24 protein-coding genes are annotated in these 18359 nt (G+C 65.9%); 10 read left to right on the top strand and 14 right to left on the bottom strand.

Going from position 1 to position 18359, the window contains the following annotated elements; genetic code table 11:
- Positions 1-2: 2 nt before the first annotated feature.
- The 10 genes from VF643_RS02935 to VF643_RS02980 all read right to left on the bottom strand — a co-directional run bounded on the left by VF643_RS02935 (position 3) and on the right by VF643_RS02980 (position 9985).
- Complete coding sequence (locus VF643_RS02935; protein WP_331041869.1) at positions 3-392, bottom strand: response regulator; 390 nt, start codon at positions 390-392, stop codon at positions 3-5.
- A 3-nt stretch (positions 393-395) separates the two neighbouring features.
- Positions 396-1430, bottom strand: a complete 1035-nt coding sequence (locus VF643_RS02940; protein WP_331041870.1) for a chemotaxis response regulator protein-glutamate methylesterase — start codon at positions 1428-1430, stop codon at positions 396-398.
- Positions 1430-2305, bottom strand: a complete 876-nt coding sequence (locus tag VF643_RS02945; protein WP_331041871.1) for a protein-glutamate O-methyltransferase CheR — start codon at positions 2303-2305, stop codon at positions 1430-1432. The genes VF643_RS02940 and VF643_RS02945 overlap by 1 nt, the downstream gene beginning before the upstream one ends.
- On the bottom strand, positions 2302-2802 hold the full coding sequence (locus VF643_RS02950) for a chemotaxis protein CheW (protein ID WP_331041872.1): 501 nt from the start codon (positions 2800-2802) through the stop codon (positions 2302-2304). Before VF643_RS02950 ends, VF643_RS02945 begins: the two co-directional genes overlap by 4 nt.
- Entirely contained in the window at positions 2799-5072 is a 2274-nt protein-coding gene (locus tag VF643_RS02955) for a chemotaxis protein CheA (protein ID WP_331041873.1), read from the bottom strand. Before VF643_RS02955 ends, VF643_RS02950 begins: the two co-directional genes overlap by 4 nt.
- The gene (locus tag VF643_RS02960; protein ID WP_331041874.1) at positions 5069-5434 is read right to left on the bottom strand and encodes a response regulator; all 366 of its coding nucleotides are present in this window, start codon (positions 5432-5434) and stop codon (positions 5069-5071) included. The genes VF643_RS02955 and VF643_RS02960 overlap by 4 nt, the downstream gene beginning before the upstream one ends.
- The gene (locus VF643_RS02965) at positions 5431-5775 is read right to left on the bottom strand and encodes an STAS domain-containing protein (protein WP_331041875.1); all 345 of its coding nucleotides are present in this window, start codon (positions 5773-5775) and stop codon (positions 5431-5433) included. Before VF643_RS02965 ends, VF643_RS02960 begins: the two co-directional genes overlap by 4 nt.
- Positions 5750-6634: a flagellar motor stator protein MotA gene (motA, locus tag VF643_RS02970; protein ID WP_331041876.1), complete on the bottom strand. Its 885-nt coding sequence runs from the start codon at positions 6632-6634 to the stop codon at positions 5750-5752. Before motA ends, VF643_RS02965 begins: the two co-directional genes overlap by 26 nt.
- An 85-nt stretch (positions 6635-6719) precedes the next feature.
- A complete protein-coding gene (locus VF643_RS02975; RefSeq protein WP_331041877.1) occupies positions 6720-7553 on the bottom strand; it encodes a class I SAM-dependent methyltransferase in 834 nt (277 codons plus the stop codon).
- Positions 7550-9985 carry an HAD family hydrolase gene (locus tag VF643_RS02980; RefSeq protein ID WP_331041878.1) on the bottom strand — a complete coding sequence of 812 codons (2436 nt, stop codon included), beginning with the start codon at positions 9983-9985 and terminating at the stop codon, positions 7550-7552. Before VF643_RS02980 ends, VF643_RS02975 begins: the two co-directional genes overlap by 4 nt.
- Before the next feature lie 117 nt (positions 9986-10102).
- Between VF643_RS02980 and VF643_RS02985 the strand changes: the two genes are divergently transcribed.
- Complete coding sequence (locus VF643_RS02985) at positions 10103-10459, top strand: flagellar biosynthesis regulator FlaF (protein WP_331041879.1); 357 nt, start codon at positions 10103-10105, stop codon at positions 10457-10459.
- Positions 10460-10480: 21 nt separating this feature from the next.
- Here the strand turns inward: VF643_RS02985 and fliP are convergent, their stop codons facing one another.
- Genes fliP through VF643_RS03000 form a run of 3 tightly spaced genes read right to left on the bottom strand, consistent with a single transcriptional unit; the run spans position 10481 to position 11791 of the window.
- Positions 10481-11212 carry a flagellar type III secretion system pore protein FliP gene (fliP, locus tag VF643_RS02990; protein WP_331041880.1) on the bottom strand — a complete coding sequence of 244 codons (732 nt, stop codon included), beginning with the start codon at positions 11210-11212 and terminating at the stop codon, positions 10481-10483.
- Complete coding sequence (locus tag VF643_RS02995) at positions 11205-11555, bottom strand: flagellar biosynthetic protein FliO (RefSeq protein WP_331041881.1); 351 nt, start codon at positions 11553-11555, stop codon at positions 11205-11207. The genes fliP and VF643_RS02995 overlap by 8 nt, the downstream gene beginning before the upstream one ends.
- Complete coding sequence (locus VF643_RS03000; RefSeq protein WP_331041882.1) at positions 11555-11791, bottom strand: FliM/FliN family flagellar motor switch protein; 237 nt, start codon at positions 11789-11791, stop codon at positions 11555-11557. Before VF643_RS03000 ends, VF643_RS02995 begins: the two co-directional genes overlap by 1 nt.
- A gap of 120 nt (positions 11792-11911) precedes the next feature.
- Here VF643_RS03000 and flgC point away from each other — a divergent pair, with 120 nt between their 5' ends.
- Genes flgC through flhB form a run of 5 tightly spaced genes read left to right on the top strand, consistent with a single transcriptional unit; the run spans position 11912 to position 14741 of the window.
- Positions 11912-12319 (top strand): flagellar basal body rod protein FlgC, encoded by a 408-nt coding sequence (flgC, locus tag VF643_RS03005; RefSeq protein ID WP_331041883.1) that lies wholly within the window; start codon positions 11912-11914, stop codon positions 12317-12319.
- Positions 12320-12330: 11 nt separating this feature from the next.
- Positions 12331-12654: a flagellar hook-basal body complex protein FliE gene (locus VF643_RS03010; RefSeq protein WP_331041884.1), complete on the top strand. Its 324-nt coding sequence runs from the start codon at positions 12331-12333 to the stop codon at positions 12652-12654.
- A 1-nt stretch (position 12655) separates the two neighbouring features.
- Complete coding sequence (locus VF643_RS03015) at positions 12656-12919, top strand: flagellar biosynthetic protein FliQ (RefSeq protein WP_331041885.1); 264 nt, start codon at positions 12656-12658, stop codon at positions 12917-12919.
- Positions 12920-12923: 4 nt separating this feature from the next.
- Entirely contained in the window at positions 12924-13676 is a 753-nt protein-coding gene (locus VF643_RS03020; RefSeq protein WP_331041886.1) for a flagellar biosynthetic protein FliR, read from the top strand.
- 3 nt (positions 13677-13679) lie between these two features.
- Positions 13680-14741: a flagellar biosynthesis protein FlhB gene (flhB, locus tag VF643_RS03025; RefSeq protein ID WP_331041887.1), complete on the top strand. Its 1062-nt coding sequence runs from the start codon at positions 13680-13682 to the stop codon at positions 14739-14741.
- Between the two features lie 3 nt (positions 14742-14744).
- Here flhB and VF643_RS03030 read toward each other — a convergent pair whose 3' ends face one another.
- Positions 14745-15158 carry a flagellar assembly protein FliX gene (locus VF643_RS03030; RefSeq protein WP_331041888.1) on the bottom strand — a complete coding sequence of 138 codons (414 nt, stop codon included), beginning with the start codon at positions 15156-15158 and terminating at the stop codon, positions 14745-14747.
- 78 nt (positions 15159-15236) lie between these two features.
- Between VF643_RS03030 and VF643_RS03035 the strand changes: the two genes are divergently transcribed.
- The 4 genes from VF643_RS03035 to VF643_RS03050 form a co-directional block, all read left to right on the top strand.
- On the top strand, positions 15237-16349 hold the full coding sequence (locus VF643_RS03035) for a flagellar basal body P-ring protein FlgI (protein WP_331041889.1): 1113 nt from the start codon (positions 15237-15239) through the stop codon (positions 16347-16349).
- Complete coding sequence (locus tag VF643_RS03040; RefSeq protein WP_331041890.1) at positions 16346-16645, top strand: rod-binding protein; 300 nt, start codon at positions 16346-16348, stop codon at positions 16643-16645. The genes VF643_RS03035 and VF643_RS03040 overlap by 4 nt, the downstream gene beginning before the upstream one ends.
- Positions 16642-17049 carry a flagellar biosynthesis protein FlgN gene (locus VF643_RS03045; RefSeq protein WP_331041891.1) on the top strand — a complete coding sequence of 136 codons (408 nt, stop codon included), beginning with the start codon at positions 16642-16644 and terminating at the stop codon, positions 17047-17049. Before VF643_RS03040 ends, VF643_RS03045 begins: the two co-directional genes overlap by 4 nt.
- Positions 17050-17171: 122 nt before the next feature.
- Positions 17172-18359, top strand: a 1188-nt coding sequence (locus VF643_RS03050) for a methyl-accepting chemotaxis protein (RefSeq protein ID WP_331041892.1), incomplete at its 3' end; no start/stop codon positions are given.

Raw genomic sequence — 18359 nt, forward strand, 5'->3', positions numbered from 1 at the left:
TGTCAGGCGAGGGCGCCGAAGACGCGCTCGATCTTGTCCTTGAGCGCCGCGGGCGCGAAGGGCTTGACCAGGTAGTTGTTGACGCCGAGCGCGGCGGCCTTCTGCACGACCTCGCGGTCGGACGAGCCGGTCAGCATGATGAAGACGGTCTTGCCGATCACCTCGTCCTTGCGCACCGCCTCCAGGAACTGAAGACCGTCCATGTCGGGCATGTTGTAATCGGAGATGATGAGGTGGACGCGGTCCGACTTGACCGCCGCGAGCGCCTCAGGCGCCCCGGCCTTGTCGCGCACGTCCTTGAACCCCAGATCCTGGAGGGATCGGCGGATCATCGCGCGCATGCTGGCCTGGTCGTCGACAACCATCACCTTGATCTGGGATGCGGCGGGCATCGTTCAGGTTCCCACTTTCTTGCCGCACGCCGCGAGGATCGCCTCGGGCAGCGCGAGCAGGCTCATTTCACGTTCCACTGCGCCCAGGGCATTGGCCGATCCCGGCATGCCGTAGACGACGCAGCTTTCCTTCGACTGGCCGAACGTCCGCGCGCCGGCCTGGCGCATTTCCAGCAGCCCTTCGGCGCCGTCGGATCCCATGCCCGTCAGGATCACCCCGATCCCGCCGGCGCCGCGTTTGGCCACCGAGCGGAACAGCACGTCGACCGACGGCCGGTGGCCGCTGGCCAGCGCGCCGGGGCGGATGCGCAGGCAACCGGGTGTCGTGCCCGCCAACTCCATGTGATTGTCCCCCCCAGGTGCAATATAGGCGGTTCCGACCATCAACGGGCTGCCGTCGCGTGCTTCCTTGACGGTGATGCGGCAATCCCGGTCGAGCCGGTCGGCAAAGCTGGCGGTAAAGGCGCCCGGCATGTGCTGGACGATCAGGATCGGTGGACAGTCCACCGGCATCGCGGTCAGCAGCGAGAACAAGGCCTCCACCCCTCCGGTGGACGATCCGACCGCGATCACGGCATCGGCGCGCGCCTTGCCGAGCATCGCCGGTGCGGGTGCGCGCGGCGTGGCGGTGGGACGCACCGCCGACCGACCCGCGGTCTTCACGGTGGCGCGCAGCAGAGCGGCGTTGCGCATCATGTCTTCGGCATTGCCCGAAGGCTTGGCGATGCAATCCACTGCGCCCAAGCGCAGCGCCTCGATCGTCACCGCCGCGCCACGCGCGGTCAGCGTCGAGCACATCACGACCGGCATCGGACGCAGGCGCATGATGCGTTCCAGGAACGACAAGCCGTCCATTCCGGGCATCTCGACATCGAGCGTGATGACGTCGGGTTCCAGATCCTTGATCATCTGGCGGGCGACATTGGGTTCGGGCGCCTGGCCGACGACCTCAATATCGGGATCGGCCGACAATATCCGCGCCAGCGCCGCGCGGATCGAAGCGCTGTCGTCGACGATGAGGGTGCGAACGGGGCGCATCAGGCGTGCCCTCCCTGCTTGACGTAGATCGTCTGGCCGCAGCCGGTCATCACGTTCGCCGATGGACCGACGAGCCGCTCCGAATGGCCGATATACAGGTGGCCGCCGGGGACCAGCATGTCGACGAAACGCTGTTCCAGTTCCGCTTTCGCACGATCGTCGAAATAGATCATGACGTTGCGGCAGAAGATCACATCGTAGAGCTGGCGCATGGGCCAGGCTTCGAAAAGGTTGAGCACCCGCGCCGTGACCAGCGCGCGGGCTTCCGCGGCGATCTCGAAATCCTCGCCTGCGGGACGCAGCCACGCGCGACGGTAAGGCTCGGGGATCGGTGCGACCGTTGCAGTAGGATATACCGCGCGGCGCACGCTTTCCACGACATGGGGGGCGAGGTCGGTTGCCAGCAGCTTTATGTCGGCGTTGCGCAGCCACGAGGCTGCCGCGCGATCGGTGCCGAGCAGGCACATCGCGATCGAATAGACCTCTTCTCCGCTCGAACAGCCCGCGGACCAGATGCGCACAGCGCGATTGCGCGCGTGCGTCTTCAGCTGGGGAATAGTTTTTTCGCGGAAATGCTCGAAATGGTGATTCTCGCGGAAGAAGTGCGTGTGGTTCGTGGTCAGCGCGACCACCATCGCCGCCCGCTCCTCGGCGTCGGAGCGGACCAGGCGGACATAGTCCTTGAAGCTGTCGAGTCCGTGCATGCGCAGCCGCCGCGACAGGCGGCCGTGGACGAGCGTCATCTTGCCCTCCACCAGGTGGATGCGCGCGTCGCTTTGCATGATGGCCGCGATCTCGCCGAACTCGGCGGCGCCGAGCGGTGGCCCGCCCGAAGCCGCGGCGTCGAACGGTGCACGCGCGGTGGCTGTGGTCACGCGGCAAGGTCCATCTGGCGGCTGAGGCCCAGCGCGTCCAGATCGAGCAGCAGCACCATGATGCCATCGCCCTGCGTGGTAGCCGCGGCTCCCTCGCCGGCGCGGGTCTGGGTCTTCACCAGTCCGGCGATGACGCTGGGTTCGCCGATCTCGACATCGGGTGCGGGCCGGATGTCGCCATCCTGGATCAGCACGATGTCGGCGACTTCGTCGACGAGGAAACCGGCCTGCTTGCCCGCGATGTTCACGACTAGGATGCAGCTGCGCGCATGGATCACGCTCGGCGCCCAGCCCAGTCGCTCGGCCAGACCGACGACGGGCACTACGGTGCCGCGCAGATTGGTTACGCCCTTGATATACGACGCGACGCCCGGCAGCGGCGTGGGCGGTTCCCATTCGCGGATCTCGATCAGCGAGGCCATGTCGATGCCGAAGATCTGCTCACCCAGCGAAAAGGTGACGATCTTGCGCTCGCCCGGAGTTTGGATGCTGCTCATGCTGCCAGTCCTTTGAGGGAAAGGGGTGCGGGGGAGGGGGCGGGTGTGGCTATGGTGACCGGGGTCGGCCCGACCAGCGCCTCGATATCGAGGATGAGCGCGATCGAACCGTCGCCGAGCACCGTGGCGCCGCCGAGGCCGCGGATCGGATAGAGGTTGCGATCGAGGCTCTTGATGACGACTTCGCGCCGGTCGTCGAGGGTATCGACCATCAGCCCGACATGGCCCGCGCTCTCGCTCTCGACGATGACGACCAGCGAATCCTCTGGCCGCCGCGCATCGTTGTCGCCGAAACCGAAGGTGCGGGTCAGGCGGCGTACCGGCAGGTAATTGCCGCGCAGTTCGATCACTTCGCCGGACCCGGTGGTGGGGCGGACCTGGCCGGGTTCGGGCTGCACCGTCTCAACCACGTTGGCCAGCGGCAGCACGAAGCGTTGGCCCGCCAGCCGCACGATCATTCCTTCGAGGATGGCCAGCGTCAGCGGCAGCACCATCGTGAACGTGGTGCCTTTTCCAGGCACCGACGTGATCTCCACGCGGCCGCCGAGTGCCTCGACATTGGATCGGACGACATCCATGCCGACACCGCGCCCCGAAATGTTCGAGATGGTTTCGGCGGTCGAGAAGCCCGGCGCGCAGATCAGCTGATCGATCTCTTCGTCGGTCAGCACCGCATCGGCGGCAATGATCCCCTTTTCGATCGCCTTGCCACGCACGCGGGCGCGGTCGATGCCGCCGCCGTCGTCGGCCACGCGCACGAAGATGCGTGCGCCCTTCTGTTCGGCCGACAGCTTGATCGTGCCGACCGCGGGCTTGCCGGCCGCGAGGCGCTTTTCCGCGCTTTCGACGCCGTGATCGACCGCGTTGCGGATCATGTGCGTCAGCGGATCGCCGATCTTCTCGATCACGCCCTTGTCGACTTCGGTGTTCTCGCCGCTTGTCTCCAGCACGACCTGCTTGCCGGTCTCGGCCGACAGATCGCGCAGCATGCGCGGCACGCGGCTGAACGCCTGCTTGATCGGTTGGGCGCGTAGCGACATGACCGTGTCCTGGATCTCTCGCGTGAGGCGTGAAAGCTGGGGCAGTTCGACGCGTTCCTGGTCCTTGGGACTGAGGCGATCCGCGAGGATCGAGCCACGGATGACGAGTTCTCCGACCAAATTGAGCAACATGTCGAGCTTTGCCAGATCGACCCGGATCGTCTGCTGCGCCGGATCGACCTGGCGGGCCGGATCGGGACGGCCTACGTCGGGGTGACTGTCGGCGTGCACGGGAGCAGGAGCCGGTGCAGCGGCCGGGTGGTCCTGAACCTGTGCCGATGCGGCAGGCGTTTGCTCCGGGGCGGGCGCCGGCGCCGATGTCAGGGCCGGTGCGGGGGCTGGGGCAGGGAGGGGCGCAACCTCGGCGATAACCGGGTCTACCATTGGTGCCGCCGCGCTGTGGCGTGCAATATCGACGATCGAATTGGGCGCGACGAAATCGAAACATTCGACGATCGTGGCTTCGTCGATCGTGCCGGGCATGCTTATCGTCCAGCCGATATAGCTGTTCTCCGGTTCGAGGTCGCGCAGGCGCGGCAGGCGCGACACGTCGGCGGCGACGATACTGCCGCCGAGCATCTCCAATTCGCGCACGATCAGCAGCGGTTCGCTGCCGTTGGCGAGCGCCGCGTCGGAGGGAACGAACGTGACGGTCCAGTCTCCCGGACCACCGCCGTCGAGATCGTCGAGGGCGACCACTACCGGTTCGAATCCGAACGGATCCAGCGCGTCCTCCAGAAGGTCGAACGCGGCGACGGGTTCGAAGCCGAACGGATCCGCCTCCGGCTCAGGCGCGGGTGGGGCGACCGCGACAGACGCCGTGACCGGCGCTGCATCGGGGGCGCCGCCTTCGGCCAAAATTCGTTCGAGCGCGGCGACGACCACTGAGTCGTTCGGGATCGCAGCCGTCCCCTGTGCCGCAGCGACATGGTCCGCGAGGACGTCGAACGCCGACAGCATCACCTTGGTGACCCCGGGCGTCGGTTCGATCCGTCCGGCGCGCACCTCGTCCAGCACGTTTTCGAACCGGTGCGAGAAGGCCGTCAGCGCGGCATGGCCGAACGCGCCGGCGCCGCCCTTGATCGAATGAACCGCGCGGAAGACGCCCGCGATGACCTTTGCCGACACGTCGCCCGCGGCCATCTGCGACAGCCCGGACTCGGCGGTGGCCAGCCCTTCGGCGCATTCTTCGAAGAAGATCGCCTGGATGTCGTCGAGATCGTCGCTCACGGGCAGACGCGGCGGATCGCCGTCCCCAGCTTGACGGCATCGAAGGGCTTGGTGATCCAGCCGGTCGCACCGGCATCACGCGCCCGCTTCTTCTTCTCGTCAGAGAATTCGGTCGACAGCACCAGGATCGGCGTGCCGCGGAACTCGGGCTGCGCACGCACCGCCTCGATCAGTTCGAAGCCGTCCATCTCGGGCATGTTGATGTCGGTGATGAGCAGGTCGGGCTTGACCTCCTGCATCCGCTCCAGCCCGTGGCGCCCGTCGTTGGCCGCCTCGATGCTGAACCCCTGCGCGGTCAGCGACGCTTTCAAGAGCATGCGCATGCTCGCCGAATCGTCTACGGTAAGGATGGTCTTGCTCACAGGGTGGCACCTTTCGGAAGTTCGAGGCCGATCGCTTCGGCGAGACGGCAGCCTTCGACGCGGGCGACGAAGGCCGGGCTGGGATTGACGATTGCGAAGCGCTGGTGATTGGCCTCCGCCTCGATCTTGGCGGCGACGAGCAGCTGCAACGTCGCCTGGCCAATGCTCTCGACCTCCGAGGCGTCGATCTCGGTCGCGTCCTGAAAATCGGCGGCGAGCACGAGCCGCACGCGGAAGTCCTCCGCCTTCACCGTGGTGCAGTTCGCGGGGAGTTGCAGCGCGCGGTCTTCGGCCGCGGTGGCATCGGGCGCCGGGTCAGACGGGGAGAGCGTTAAGGTCATTTTTCGCCTCTTCGAGTGCGGTCTCGAGTTGCTGGAAGGAAGGGGCCTTGGACGACGGTGTCATCCGCCGCGCGATCTCGATCGCGACCTGTGTCGGAAGCCCCTGCGCATGACCGACGATCGCGGCCTTCACGACGAAGAAGGTCTTGCTGTCGGAATCGACGGTTTCGAGCAGCTTGGCGGCGAGCGGGCCGACCAGGCAGTATGCGAGCATCACGCCCAGGAACGTGCCGACCAGGGCGCCACCGATCATCGCGCCGAGCACTTCGGTCGGCTGGTCGATCGAGCCCATGGTCTTGATGACGCCGAGCACCGCAGCGACGATGCCGATCGCGGGCAGGCCGTCGGCGACCTGCTGCAACGCGTGCTGCGGGGCCAGTTCCTCGTGATGGTGCTTCTCGATATCGTTATCCATCGCCTCGGCGATCTGGTGCGGATCCTCGAAGCTGACGGTCATCATCCGCAGATAGTCGCAGATGAAGTCGCTCAGGTGATGATCCGCGATCAGGCGCGGGTAGCGCGAGAAGATCGGGCTGTCCTTGGGCACGTCGAGATGCGGTTCGATCGCGGTCGGTCCACCCTTTTTGAAAGTGGACAGCAGCGCGTAGAGCAGGGTGAGCAGATCGCGGTAGTCGCTATCCTTCCAGCGCCCGCCCTTGAAGGAGCGGATCAGCCCCTTGCCCGCCAGCTTCACGTTCAGCATCGAATTGGAAACGAGGAACGCGCCGAAAGCGGCGCCGGCGATCGCCAGCATCTCGTGCGGCAACGCGTGCAGCACGATGTCCATCTTGCCGCCCGACCAGATGAAACTGCCGAACACGCAAGCAAGGATGACGACGAGGCCGATACCGTTGATCATGGTGTGGAGCGGTGCTTCCGATTAACGACGATGCGTCTTGAGATTATAGGATGCGCAGCGGGCCGGCGGGCGAAGGGCGCGGCTATTATGCGGCCTTCTGCGCCTCTGCGTTCGTCCGGTCCTGCCAGTCGATCACCGCCAGGTAATTGCGGAGCCGGTTCTCCTCCATTCGGGTGAGCAGGGGATTGTCGTGGAACGGGCGCAGAAGATCGGTCACCGCCGCGCTCCAGGGCGCGTCGCTTGCGAACACGACACCGAGGCCGAACACCGCAGGCACGAACGCGAAGCTCAGCGCACGGCCTTCCTCGTGTGCGCTGGCCAGGAAATCCTCGACCGCGGTCAGCACGCCGTTGCGCGGCCCGCCTTCATGCAGCGCGGCGGCAAATTGACCGCCCCCGCGAAAGCCGCGTCCGGGAATCAGGTCTGCGCTGTCGAGCGTCATGCCGCCTTCGAAGCTATATGGCTGGCACCATTCGGCGGGTATGCGGTCTGGAGCGTAATACGTGTCCCGCCGCGCGCAGGGCCAGCTGACATCGTGCAGGAACGCCAGCAGCGGCTTGCCGTCGCGCCGGCTCAATTGATCCGCGATCGCGAGTTCGTGCGCGACCGTGTAGTAATTGTGATCGCCGTCGATCACCCAGGCATCGACATCGGCGAGACCAGGCATCGCCTCCAGGCTGGGCTGGGCCAAATGGCGGACGTGATCTGCGGTCGCGACCCAATCCAGGAATGCCGGCTTGGGCGCAGGATCGATGCTGGTCAGCTTGCCGCCGCGCTGGCCGGCGTGGTCGGCCAGATGCTGGGACATGCCACCGAATTCCGCGCCGACCTCGACGATTTCGCGTGCGTCAGCGGCCGTCAGGCAGCCGAGGATGATGTCGGCGAATTCGGACATGGAGTGGATCAGCAAATCGGTCACTGGTGAGCCTCGATCAGGTGGGAGACCGGAGAAGGCGCGATCGTATCTGCCGCTTCACGCTCTACGAGCGGGCGGAATACGATGGCGAGCATCATCGGCACGCCGGATGGTGCCTCGGTCGGTGGCGGAATCATCAGGAAGCCATTTTCGTCCGCGCACTGGAAGATATGGGGCGCGACCTGCTCCATCCCCTCGCACGACGGCAGCGCGGGAAAGGTCCGGGTCTTGGGATCGGCCTCGCCGGCGAGAAAATCGGTGACCGGCAGGAACCGTGCGCTGTCGATCTGCAGCCATTCGTACAGGCGCCCGAATTGCACGCCGATGGAATAGCGGCTCTCGCCGACGGGGATCGCGGCGACATGATAGCCGTCGTGGGTCGGCATCGCGCTGACCGTGTCGGTGAAGGCGTCGCGTCCGTCGACGACGAGTAGCGGCAGCGCGATCTCCCGATCGCAGAAGTCGGCGTAGCGCAGGTCGAGGCCGAACCGGCGCTGGGCGAGCAGCGCAAGGCTGGTCGGCAGTCCCTGACCCCGCAATTCGGCGGGCAGATACATCCGCTCCGCGCCCTTCATATAGAACAGGCCCCGTTCGCGCAGGCCGCGTGCGGCGATCGTCGGATCGAACAGGCTGACGGTGGCGTCGGTGCCCAGGTTGACGTCATGTTCGAACCGCGCCAGCAGCGCCAACTCGTAAGGTAATGGCAGGAAGAGCAGCCGCGCAAGCGCGGCGGCTGCGGCGCTCTGGTGGATTGCAGCCGGCGTGGTCCTGCGGATCACCGCGTCGTCGCTCTCCCGCGCAAATCGCACGCATCCTGTCTGGATGCGCTCGCGCACGTCGCTCTGCCGCGCCTTGATGCCGATCGCAGCACGAACCGGGATCCCGACCGGATCGTAGTCCACCACCGACCCTTGCGTTACCGTGCAAAGCTGTTCCAGCACGGCAATCGACCCCATCAGGGCAGCGCGCGCCTGTAGGTCATGGCTTCGCTCGTCGATCATGCCGCGCTTGTCGAAGGTGCTGGGCAGCGTTTCGGACAGCATCAGGTAACGTCCGGCGATGTGGACCCCGAACGCGTCGCCGAGCAGCGGATCGATGCAGTTCTGAACGCTGCCGTTATAGCCGAGGTCGACGAGCATCAGCGTATCGCCCGGCCTGGGATCGACCATCGCGCGCAGATATGCGATCATCCGATCAGCGAAGTCCTTGCTGCGCGCGACGATCCGCGTCGTCCACCGGTCTGCCGCGAGGCGCTGCGCGAGTGCCTGTGCCCGGCCGCGGGTGGGCAGGCCGCCCAGCAGTCGGCCGATCTCGTCGTCCTTCAGCAGCAGCTGGCGGAGGAATGCAGTCCCAGACCGGTCGTCGAGATTGTCGAGGACGTACCGCCGGATCGCCGCTGCATCGTGCAGGCTGGCCGCAGTGGAGGTGAAGCGGCTGATTTCGACCGCGTGAGTGACGACGCCCGGCACCGCTGCCTCGAACGCCCGCTGTGGCAGATAGCCATCGCGCAGCAGAAAGAGCATGTGCACCGCCCCCGGGCGGGTCGCGGCAAGCGCTGCGGCTTCGTCGCGCAACCAATGGGCGAACCCTGTCAGCACGGGACCGAGGGTCGCAAAGCCCATTGCCTCGGCCTCGTCACCGATCTGCGGCTCGCCCAAAGCCAGCGTGGCGCGGTGCGTCTGGAATGCGGCGTCGCCGTCGCACAGCATCGCGCCGGCGGCGGCTTCCTGGCGGAGGCGCTGCACGCTGGTGCCCGTGAATTGCACGAGGTGACGCGCTTGCAGCCCATGACGCGTCGCTGCCGCAAGATCGGCGACCGGGTTGTCGCCGATGTGGAGAATATGGCGCGTGGGAACGCGAGCCTCACGGATCACGGCATCGAACAGCCCTTCGCTTTTGGCCTTGCGATGTTCGCAGGAGCAGTAGATCGCGTCGATCAGATCGGCGACATCATCGCCCGCTGCCGTGCGGATCAGCCATGCGAGCTGATCGCGTTCCAGGTAGGTGTCGCTGACGATCACGACGCGCATGCCGCGATCCTTCGCCTCGCGCATGAGCGCGACCGTCGGGCCGAAGGCGAAACAATGTCTCGCCTCGACGGCCAGTTCACGTCCGACGAACGTCTCGATGGTCGCGCTGTCGGCCTTGGGCAGCAGATGATTGTAGATCTCGCGCAGCGTCGTCTCGCCCGATTTGCCATGCGCGAGCATCCGGCTCTTGCGGGCGTTCTGCTCGGCAAGACTGCGCTGCGCCGGGGTCACCTCCTCCAAAAGCGCGAAGAGATCGTGCGGGGCGTGGGTGTCGCGCCACAGCAAAGTATCGAAACAGTCGAGCGACAGCATCGCGACATCGACCCCCTCGTCGATCGCGCCGGGAAGCTGGTGGGCCAGGATCGTCCGATCCAGGATAGTCCGATCCAGGATAGTCTGGGGCATGATCTTCAGCGTCTCCTTTCGTCCCGGCGCGGGACACTTGTATCTTTATAGGTGGCGATCGGCGCGCGCGGCTGCGGCGGCGTCCTAGAATGGTGCTGTTCTGCCAACGGAGCTGCCATGTCCCTGATCGCGTACCAGCGTGCCCGCACCATCACCGAAAGCCCTCGCGCCACCGAGGCCAGGTTGATGCGCCAGATCACGGGCGACATGATCGAGGCGCGCGACATGGGGTTAAAGGGCGTGCCGCTGACCCCGGTGCTGTTTCGCAATCGCGAAGTGTGGAGCGCCTTTTCCGCCGCCTGCGCCGCGCGTGGCAATCAGCTGCCGGACGCCTTGCGTGCGTCGATCATATCGCTGGGGCTATGGGTAGATCGCTATACCAGCGACGTTGCCGCCGGCCGCGACGAGATCGACGCGCTGATCGACGTCAATCGTTCGATCATCGCGGGGTTGCAGGACGCCAACGGGGGCTGACAAACGAGGTTGGCGGGGGGATCATCCCCCCGTGCCGAAACTCTTCACCAGCGATCCCGCGACCAGCGCCCAGCCGTCCACCAGCACGAAGAAGATGATCTTGCACGGCAGCGAGATCGTCGGTGGCGGCAGCATCATCATGCCCATCGCCATCAGCACCGCGGCAACCGCCAGGTCGATGACCAGAAACGGGAGCAGCAGCAGGAAGCCGATCTCGAAAGATCGGCGCAGTTCGGAAATCATGAACGCGGGCATCAGCGTCGACAAGGGCGTTTCCGCGCGCGCCGCAGGCGGTGCCTTCGCCAGCTGGGTGAACAGCCCCAGATCGTCGTCGCGCACCTGGGTCAGCATGAATCGGCGAAATGGCTCGGTCGTCTGCGAGAACGCCTGCGCATCGGTGATCTTGCCCGCGGTATAGGGCTGAACCCCGCCCTTCCAAGCCTGTTCGAAGGTCGGCGCCATGACGAAGAACGAGAGGAACAGCGCCAGGCTGATGATGACCGGGTTCGGCGGAACGCCCTGTGCGCCCAGTCCCGAACGCAGCAGCGACAGCGCGACGACGATGCGGGTGAACGAGGTGACGGTCATCAGGATGCCGGGCGCGAGGCTCAGCACCGTCAGCAGCATGATGAGCTGGATGGCCTTGCCCGACATCGTTCCGTCGCCGAACTGAACCGTGGCGCTCTGCGCGAAGGCGGCGGTCGGCGCTATCAGAAGGCCGAGTGCCAGGGCGGCTCGCAGCCATTTAGCCACGATACCATTCCTCTTCTAGCGTTGCGCACAGCACCATGTCGCGCGGGTTCGACTCCAGGGCTTGCGCGCATTCGTCGTCGCGAAGGATGCGCGTTTCCAGCACGGTCGCGCGATCGGGCATCAGCACGAACAGATGCTCGCGGTCGTCGCGGCGCACCAGGATGACCGACCGGCGCGAGTCGAGCTGCACCCGCTCGACCAGTTCGAGCCGGCGGGAGGTCTTCACGCCGACGCGACCGGGCAGGGCGATGTCGTACCGGCGCACCGCCCATAGTGCCGCGGCGAGCAGGCCGAGCACGATGCCCAGCCCGCCCAGCGAACGCAGCAGCGAAACAAGCTCCATTATGGCCGGTCCCGACGCATGACTTCGGTCACCTCCAGCGACATCTGGTCCTCGTTGACCAGCACGCGGCCCTTGGCGACCAGCTTGCCGTTGACATAGACCATGGTCGGATCGTCATGCCCGCAGTCCAGCGGGATGGTGGCGCCGCGGCTCATGCGCAGCAACTGCCTGACCTGGATATTGGTCGATCCCAGTACGATGGTCATGTCGATGGTGATGTCGTCGAGAACGGACATTCGGGTTCCTTCCTGGACACATCATAGGAAAGAATTGCCGGGTGCCGTCCGGACCCGGAACATTTTGCCTATGATGGGAGAAGTGAGCGCCGATCGTGGCGCGTCTCGGAGATCAGGCTCATGGACCTCGACGGTTCGGTGCAGGTGTCGGCATCGGGGTTGCGTGCGCAATCCCTCAGGATGCGGATCATCGCGGAGAATATCGCCAATGCGGATTCGGTTTCGACCACGCCGGGCGGGGATCCGTATCGCCGCCGCGTCCCCAGCTTCCAGTCGCAGGTCGACCGCGCCACCGGCACCAACGGTGTGAAGATCAAGTCGATCGAGAGCGACAAGGGCGAGTTCAAGCGACTCTACGAACCCGGCAATCCGGCGGCCAACGCGCAAGGCTATGTGCTGAAGTCGAACGTCAACACCCTGGTCGAGGCCGCCGACATGAAGGCGGCGCAGCGTTCGTATGAAGCCAATCTCAACGCGATCGAAGCGGCCAAGACGCTGACGATGCGTACCCTCGACCTGCTGAAATAGGAGCGGACACTATGTCGATCGGAGCTTTGGACGCCGCGACGGCTTATGGCCGGGCGCTCGGCGTCGGCAAGGGAACGGGCGTCGCCGGGCTGGCCGCCAAATCGCCTGCCGGCGGTGCGGGCGGGTTCGGCGGCATGATCGAACAGATGGTCGGCAATGCGGCCGGATCGCTGCGCGCCGCGGAGGCCGCCTCCGTCAAGCAGGTCGCGGGCAAGGGCGATCTGATCGACGTGGTGACCGCGATGGGCGCCGCCGAGACTGCGCTCGACACCGTCGTCGCGGTGCGCGACCGGATGGTCGCCGCCTATGGCGACATCATGCGCATGCAGATCTGACATGACCGCCACCGACGTCGTCGACATCACCCGCGCCGCGCTGATGGTGATTATCACCGTTTGCGGCCCCCTGCTGATGACCGCGCTGATCGTCGGCATTGCGGTGAGCCTGGTCCAGGCGCTGACCCAGATTCAGGAGCAGACGCTCACCTTCGTGCCCAAGCTGGCCGCGATGGGCGTCGTGCTGCTGATGTCGCTGCCGATGATCGGTCACGCCATGTCGGATTTCACGACCCTCATCGCCGACCGCATCATCCAGGGCTGAACCGGTGCAGGGCATCCCGATCCAGGCGACGGCCTTTCTTATCCTCTTTGCGCGGGTCGGCGCGATCCTGATGCTGTTGCCGGTATTTTCCGAGGATGCGATTCCGCAGCGCATTCGCCTGATGATCGCGTTCGCGATGACGGCGGCGCTCTGGGGCCTGCTGTCACCCTATGCGCTGCCGCTGGCCCGCGATACCGAGGCTCTGCCTGCCATCATCGTCGTGGAGACGCTCACTGGGCTGGGGCTCGGGCTGCTGGTGCGCATCATGTTCCTGGCGATGGCGACAGCGGGGTCGATCATCAGCCTCCAGATCGGCATGACGTCCTCGCTCGTCGTCGACAGCACGCAAGGCGGCATGACCAGCGCCCTGGCCAAGGTCATCAGCGTCGCCGCGGCGGTCGTGTGCATGGCGATGCTGGTCCATCATTCCTGGATCGCGGCGATCGTCCGCTCCTATGCGACCTTCCCCGTGGGCACACTGCCCGCCGCAGGCGATTTTGCCGAACTGGCGATCCGCACCGCGACGCGTTCGCTGACCTTGGGCGTGAGCCTGGCCGCGCCGATGATCGTTTACGGGATCGTGTTCAACGTCGCGTTGGGCCTCTCGGCGCGACTGGCACCGGCCATCCAGATCTTCTTCATCGCCCAGCCACTCAATCTGCTGTTCGGGCTGGCCCTGTTCGCGACGCTGGCGGGTGCGATGCTGACGGCCTTCGCCGCGGCGATGAGCGGCTGGGTACAGGCGGGATGGGGCTGAGCCGTGGCTGAGAACGACCAGAAGACGCATGATCCAACCCAGAAGCGCCTCGACGATGCGCGCAAGAAGGGCGACGTCGCAAGCGCGCCCGAGATGCGCCATGCCGTGATGTTCGTGGCGATGCTGGTGGTGATCGGCGGGATGGGTGTCGACGCCTTTGCGCGGCTCGGCACGATGCTAGTACGGCTTTGGGGCAGTGCCGACGACATCGCGCTCGGCCCGGACGGGGCGCAGAGCGTCACCACCGGCCTGTTCGCCCAGACGGCGATCGTCTTCGCGCCGCTGTTCGGCACATTGATGGCGTTCGCGATACTCGGCGGGCTGATGCAGGGGCGCCCGGCGTTCGTGTGGTCCCGGGTGGCACCCAAGTGGGACAAATTGTCGCCGATGGCAGGTGCCAAGCGGATATTCGGCATGCGCGCGTTCGTCGAATTCGCCAAGACGCTGGCCAAGCTGGCGGTCATCCTGGGCGTCGCGACGTGGGTATTGTGGCCGAAGGCGATCGCGCTCGAAGCGCTGGTCGGCGCAGATGTCGCCGACGTAGGCGCCGCGGCGGGTGGACTGGTCAGCAAGCTGGTCACCGTGGTGACGGTGCCGGTCGGGGCGATCGCGTTGTTCGACCTGATCTATCAGCGGCGGCAGTGGCTGGCCAAGATGAAGATGTCGCTTCAGGAGATCAAGGACGAGCACAAGGACAGCGAAGGCGATCCCAAGATCAAGGCGAAAATCCGCCAGATCGCGATGCAGCGTGCAAAACGGCGGATGATGGCCGCGGTGCCCGATGCCAGCGTCATCATCACCAACCCGACGCATTATGCCATCGCGCTGAAATACGACCACGGCAAGATGGGCGCGCCGATCGTCGTCGCGAAGGGTCTCGACACGATTGCGCTCAAGATCAGGGAAATCGCGACCGCGGCCGGCGTGCCGATCATCGAGAACCGTCCGCTGGCCCGCGCGCTCTACGCCTCGGTCGAGATCGACCGGCCGATCCCTGCCGAACATTACGCCGCGGTGGCTGAGATCATCGGATACGTGATGCGCCTGGCGAAACGGCGGCGGTAGATTTTAGGCCTGCATATCCAGCTTTGCCAATTCCACGCGCACCCGCAGTTCGATCTCGCGGCCGATATCGGCCAGCACCGGATCGTCTGGCGGGGTGAAGCCGTCGGCCCAGGCCGCCAGGTCGTGCAGCCGTTCGGGCGAGACCGCGCCGATCGCCAGATCGTCGCGCAGCCGTTCCAGGACGCTCAACCCGCGCGACGCATCCGTCGCCTGCTTGCGCCGCTTCTCCTGGCCCGGGTCGATGGAGGCAAGTGCCACCAGCATCTGCATCGAGGTTGCGGGGTTGGGCGCCGCCTGGGTCGCCGCGGCCGGCACTTCTGCGGCACGCTTCTCGGGTTCCGCTGCAAATCGCGCGCCCTTCGCCAGTGACGCGAGCAACGCCGCCGGAAGCACGGGGCCGGGGCCGTCGATACGCATTTACCCGCCTCCGCGCCAAGATGCCTCTCGCTTCTATCCTATAATGGCACGGTCAGTCCATTCATTCGGGATACGCGTATGCGTTGTCGTCCGCTCCTCGCGCTTCTCGCGACCGCCATTCTTGCATTAGCGGGCGTCCAGCCCGCTGCCGCTGCGCCGCGGGTGAAGGACATCGTCGATGTTCAGAACGTCCGCTCCAACCAGCTCGTCGGTTATGGTCTCGTCGTGGGACTGGCGGGCACGGGCGACAAGACGCGCAACTCCCCGTTCACCGAGGAGACGCTTCAGGCGATGCTCGAGCGGATGGGCGTCAACGTCCGCGACGTGCAGATGAAGCCTGCCAACGTCGCGGCCGTCTCGGTCACCGCGACGATGCCCGCGTTCGCGCGGGCCGGTTCCACCATCGACGTACAGGTCTCCGCGCTTGGCGATTCCACCAGTCTCCAGGGCGGCACCTTGCTGGTGTCCTCGCTGCGTGCGCTCGACGGCCAAATCTATGCGGTGGCGCAAGGACCGCTGGCGGTGTCCGGGTTCAAGGCCACGGGAGCGGGGGCCAGCGTCAGCCGCGGGGTCGCAACCTCGGCGCGGATCGCGGGCGGCGCGATCGTCGAGCGCGAGGTGCCGTTCGTGCTGCGGTCCTCGACCAGCCTGAAGCTGGCGCTCAAGAATCCGGATTTCACTACCGCGCGCCACATCGCGACCGCGATCAACGGACGGTATGCGGGCACCGCGACCGTCCTCGATCCCGGAACCGTCGAGATCGCACCTGCGGCCAGCTTCAAGGGCGATGTCGTCGATCTGCTGGGCGAGGTCGAGAACCTGCCCATCGTCGTCGATCAGGTCGCCCGCATCGTCATCAACGAAGCGTCGGGGACCGTCGTGATGAGCGCCGACGTGCGCATCAGCCCGGTCGCCATCGCCCAGGGCGGGCTGACCATCACGATCAACGAAACGCCAGTAGCCTCGCAGCCCGCCCCGCTGTCCGACGGGCAGACCGCGGTGCTGCCGCGCACGAAGATCGCGGTGGACGACGGCGGCGGGGCCTCGCTCGCGATGGTCGGTGGCGGTGCGTCGCTGCAATCGCTGGTCAGCGGGCTGAACACGCTGGGCGTCTCTCCGCGCGATCTCATCACCATACTCCAGGCCGTGAAGACCGCAGGCGCGCTCCAGGCCGAAATCGAGGTGCAATGATGGACGTGACTCCGACACCGGCCGTTCCTGCTACCCCCGTGCCGGTCGCGGCCGCGCCGAAAGGGACCGAAGCCGAAACCGCGAAGAAATTCGAAGCGGTGTTCATCGGTCAGATGACGCGAACGATGATGGAGACGGTGGAGACCGACGAGCAGTTCGGCGGCGGCCACGGCGAGGCGATGTTTCGCGGGGTGATGGCCGAACAGCTCGGCACCGCGATCGCGCAGCGCGGCGGCATCGGCCTCGCACCCGCGGTCATGGAGCAGATAATCCGGTTGCAGGGAGGCATCCGGTGATCGACGACCTGATCGAGACGGTCACCTCTCTCTCGCTCATCCTGGACGAGGAGAACGAACGGCTGCGCGATCCCGCTTCGGCGCCGCTGCCGGAAGCCCTGGTCGCGGCCAAGCTGCGCCACGTCGGGACGATCGAGGCGATGGGTGTTCGGTTGGCCGAGGTGCAGGGAGCGGACACCGCCGCCGCCGCGCGGCTGATCGAACTGATCCCGATAATGCTTGCCAAGGTCGAGGCGAACGCCGCGCTGCTGCGCCGGCGGATGGCACTATGTGACGAGCTGATGGGCGCGATCGCGGCCGAGGCGCAACGTCTCTCGGGCGGGCGAAGCACGACCTATGGCGCGCTGGGCACCGTCGCGCGGCGGGATCGCTCGACGCCGATCTCGATCAATAGCCAGTTGTGAACGGTTTAGGCGATAATTATCGCCGGCCGCGGCGCTAAGCGGCTGTAAGCCCTATAATAATCTCTACCGATCCATGACATGCGGCCTCCGGAGGGACGCAAGTCACTCAGAGAGATTATTTCATGAAGCTGCTAGAGAATACCAAGATCTCCGTGAAGATCATTGCGCTGCTGATGTTGCTGGGAGCGATCACCGGCTATATCGCCTGGAGCGGCTCTCGCAGCATGCTAGCCGCCGACGCCGAGTACAGCCAGCTGGTCAGCATCACGTTGCCCAATACGACCAAAGTCGCCCGGATCAACCGTCAGGCGATCGAGATGGTCTATGGTTCCTACACGGCGATCTTCTTCGACGGCGCCAGTCCGCAGGCGCAGGAAGGCGCGGAACTGTCGAAGACCGCCTATGCCGGCGCGATGAAGATGGTGGGTGAGGTCAGCAAGAACGAACCCGCCCTGGCCGACAAGATTAAGGTGATCGGGGCGGACCTGACGACGCTGAACGGGGTCGTTCAGTCGGCTGTGCGACTCGGTATGGCAAATCGCAATGACGAGGCACGCGCGACTATCGCCGGTGCCAGCACGCTCTTGAAGAGGCTCAGGGAGCGGACCGCCGTGCTCGTGGATGGGCAGACCGAGGTTGGAGCGAAGCGTTCCGCCGAGCTGACCGGCATGACCGCTTCCACGTCGACCACGATGCTGACGACGGCGGCACTCGCCGTGCTGGGCGGTATCGGCCTGGCCCTGTTCGTGACCCGCTTTGGCATCACCGGCCCGCTTTCGCGTCTCCAGCACCAGATGGGCGACATCGCCGGCGGCGACTATGCCAAGGACGTCGAAGGCACCGATCGCGGTGACGAGGTCGGCGCGATGGCCAAGGCGGTGCGCGTGTTCCGTGAGAACGGCATCGCCAAGCAGGCGGCGGACGAGGCCAAGGCCAAGGCGGATGCCGAGCAGCACATGGTGGTCTCGACGGTAGCGAGCCATCTGTCCGAACTGTCCGACGGCGACCTGACCACGCAGATCAAGGCCGATTTCCCCGGCGACTATGCCGCGCTGAAAACCAATTTCAACGAAGCGCTGGGCAAGTTGCGCGAACTGATCGGAGCGGTGAGCGAAAGCGCCGCGACGATCCGCACCGGCTCCGGCGAGATCGCTCAGGCTTCCGAAGATCTGGCGCGCCGTACCGAGAGCAACGCTGCTTCGCTGGAGGAGACCGCCGCGTCGGTGACCCAGATGGACGGCCGTCTCAAGGCGAGTGCGGTGGCAGCCACCCGCACCGTAGAGCGTGCCGACCAAGCGATCGCCACCGTC

This window comes from Sphingomonas sp., assembly GCF_036387595.1.
In the GTDB taxonomy this organism is placed as follows: Bacteria; Pseudomonadota; Alphaproteobacteria; order Sphingomonadales; family Sphingomonadaceae; genus Sphingomonas.

Coding starts and splice junctions, on each gene's coding strand:
- VF643_RS03035 (WP_331041889.1), top strand. CDS start 15,237: ATGCGTTGTCGTCCGCTCCTCGCGCTTCTCGCGACCGCCATTCTTGCA.
- VF643_RS02935 (WP_331041869.1), bottom strand. CDS start 392: ATGCCCGCCGCATCCCAGATCAAGGTGATGGTTGTCGACGACCAGGCC.
- VF643_RS02965 (WP_331041875.1), bottom strand. CDS start 5,775: ATGACCTTAACGCTCTCCCCGTCTGACCCGGCGCCCGATGCCACCGCG.
- VF643_RS03010 (WP_331041884.1), top strand. CDS start 12,331: ATGTCGATCGGAGCTTTGGACGCCGCGACGGCTTATGGCCGGGCGCTC.
- VF643_RS02940 (WP_331041870.1), bottom strand. CDS start 1,430: ATGCGCCCCGTTCGCACCCTCATCGTCGACGACAGCGCTTCGATCCGC.
- VF643_RS02995 (WP_331041881.1), bottom strand. CDS start 11,555: ATGGAGCTTGTTTCGCTGCTGCGTTCGCTGGGCGGGCTGGGCATCGTG.
- VF643_RS02950 (WP_331041872.1), bottom strand. CDS start 2,802: ATGAGCAGCATCCAAACTCCGGGCGAGCGCAAGATCGTCACCTTTTCG.
- VF643_RS03040 (WP_331041890.1), top strand. CDS start 16,346: ATGATGGACGTGACTCCGACACCGGCCGTTCCTGCTACCCCCGTGCCG.
- VF643_RS03000 (WP_331041882.1), bottom strand. CDS start 11,791: ATGTCCGTTCTCGACGACATCACCATCGACATGACCATCGTACTGGGA.
- VF643_RS03015 (WP_331041885.1), top strand. CDS start 12,656: ATGACCGCCACCGACGTCGTCGACATCACCCGCGCCGCGCTGATGGTG.
- motA (WP_331041876.1), bottom strand. CDS start 6,634: ATGATCAACGGTATCGGCCTCGTCGTCATCCTTGCTTGCGTGTTCGGC.
- VF643_RS02980 (WP_331041878.1), bottom strand. CDS start 9,985: ATGCCCCAGACTATCCTGGATCGGACTATCCTGGATCGGACGATCCTG.
- VF643_RS03030 (WP_331041888.1), bottom strand. CDS start 15,158: ATGCGTATCGACGGCCCCGGCCCCGTGCTTCCGGCGGCGTTGCTCGCG.
- flgC (WP_331041883.1), top strand. CDS start 11,912: ATGGACCTCGACGGTTCGGTGCAGGTGTCGGCATCGGGGTTGCGTGCG.
- VF643_RS02985 (WP_331041879.1), top strand. CDS start 10,103: ATGTCCCTGATCGCGTACCAGCGTGCCCGCACCATCACCGAAAGCCCT.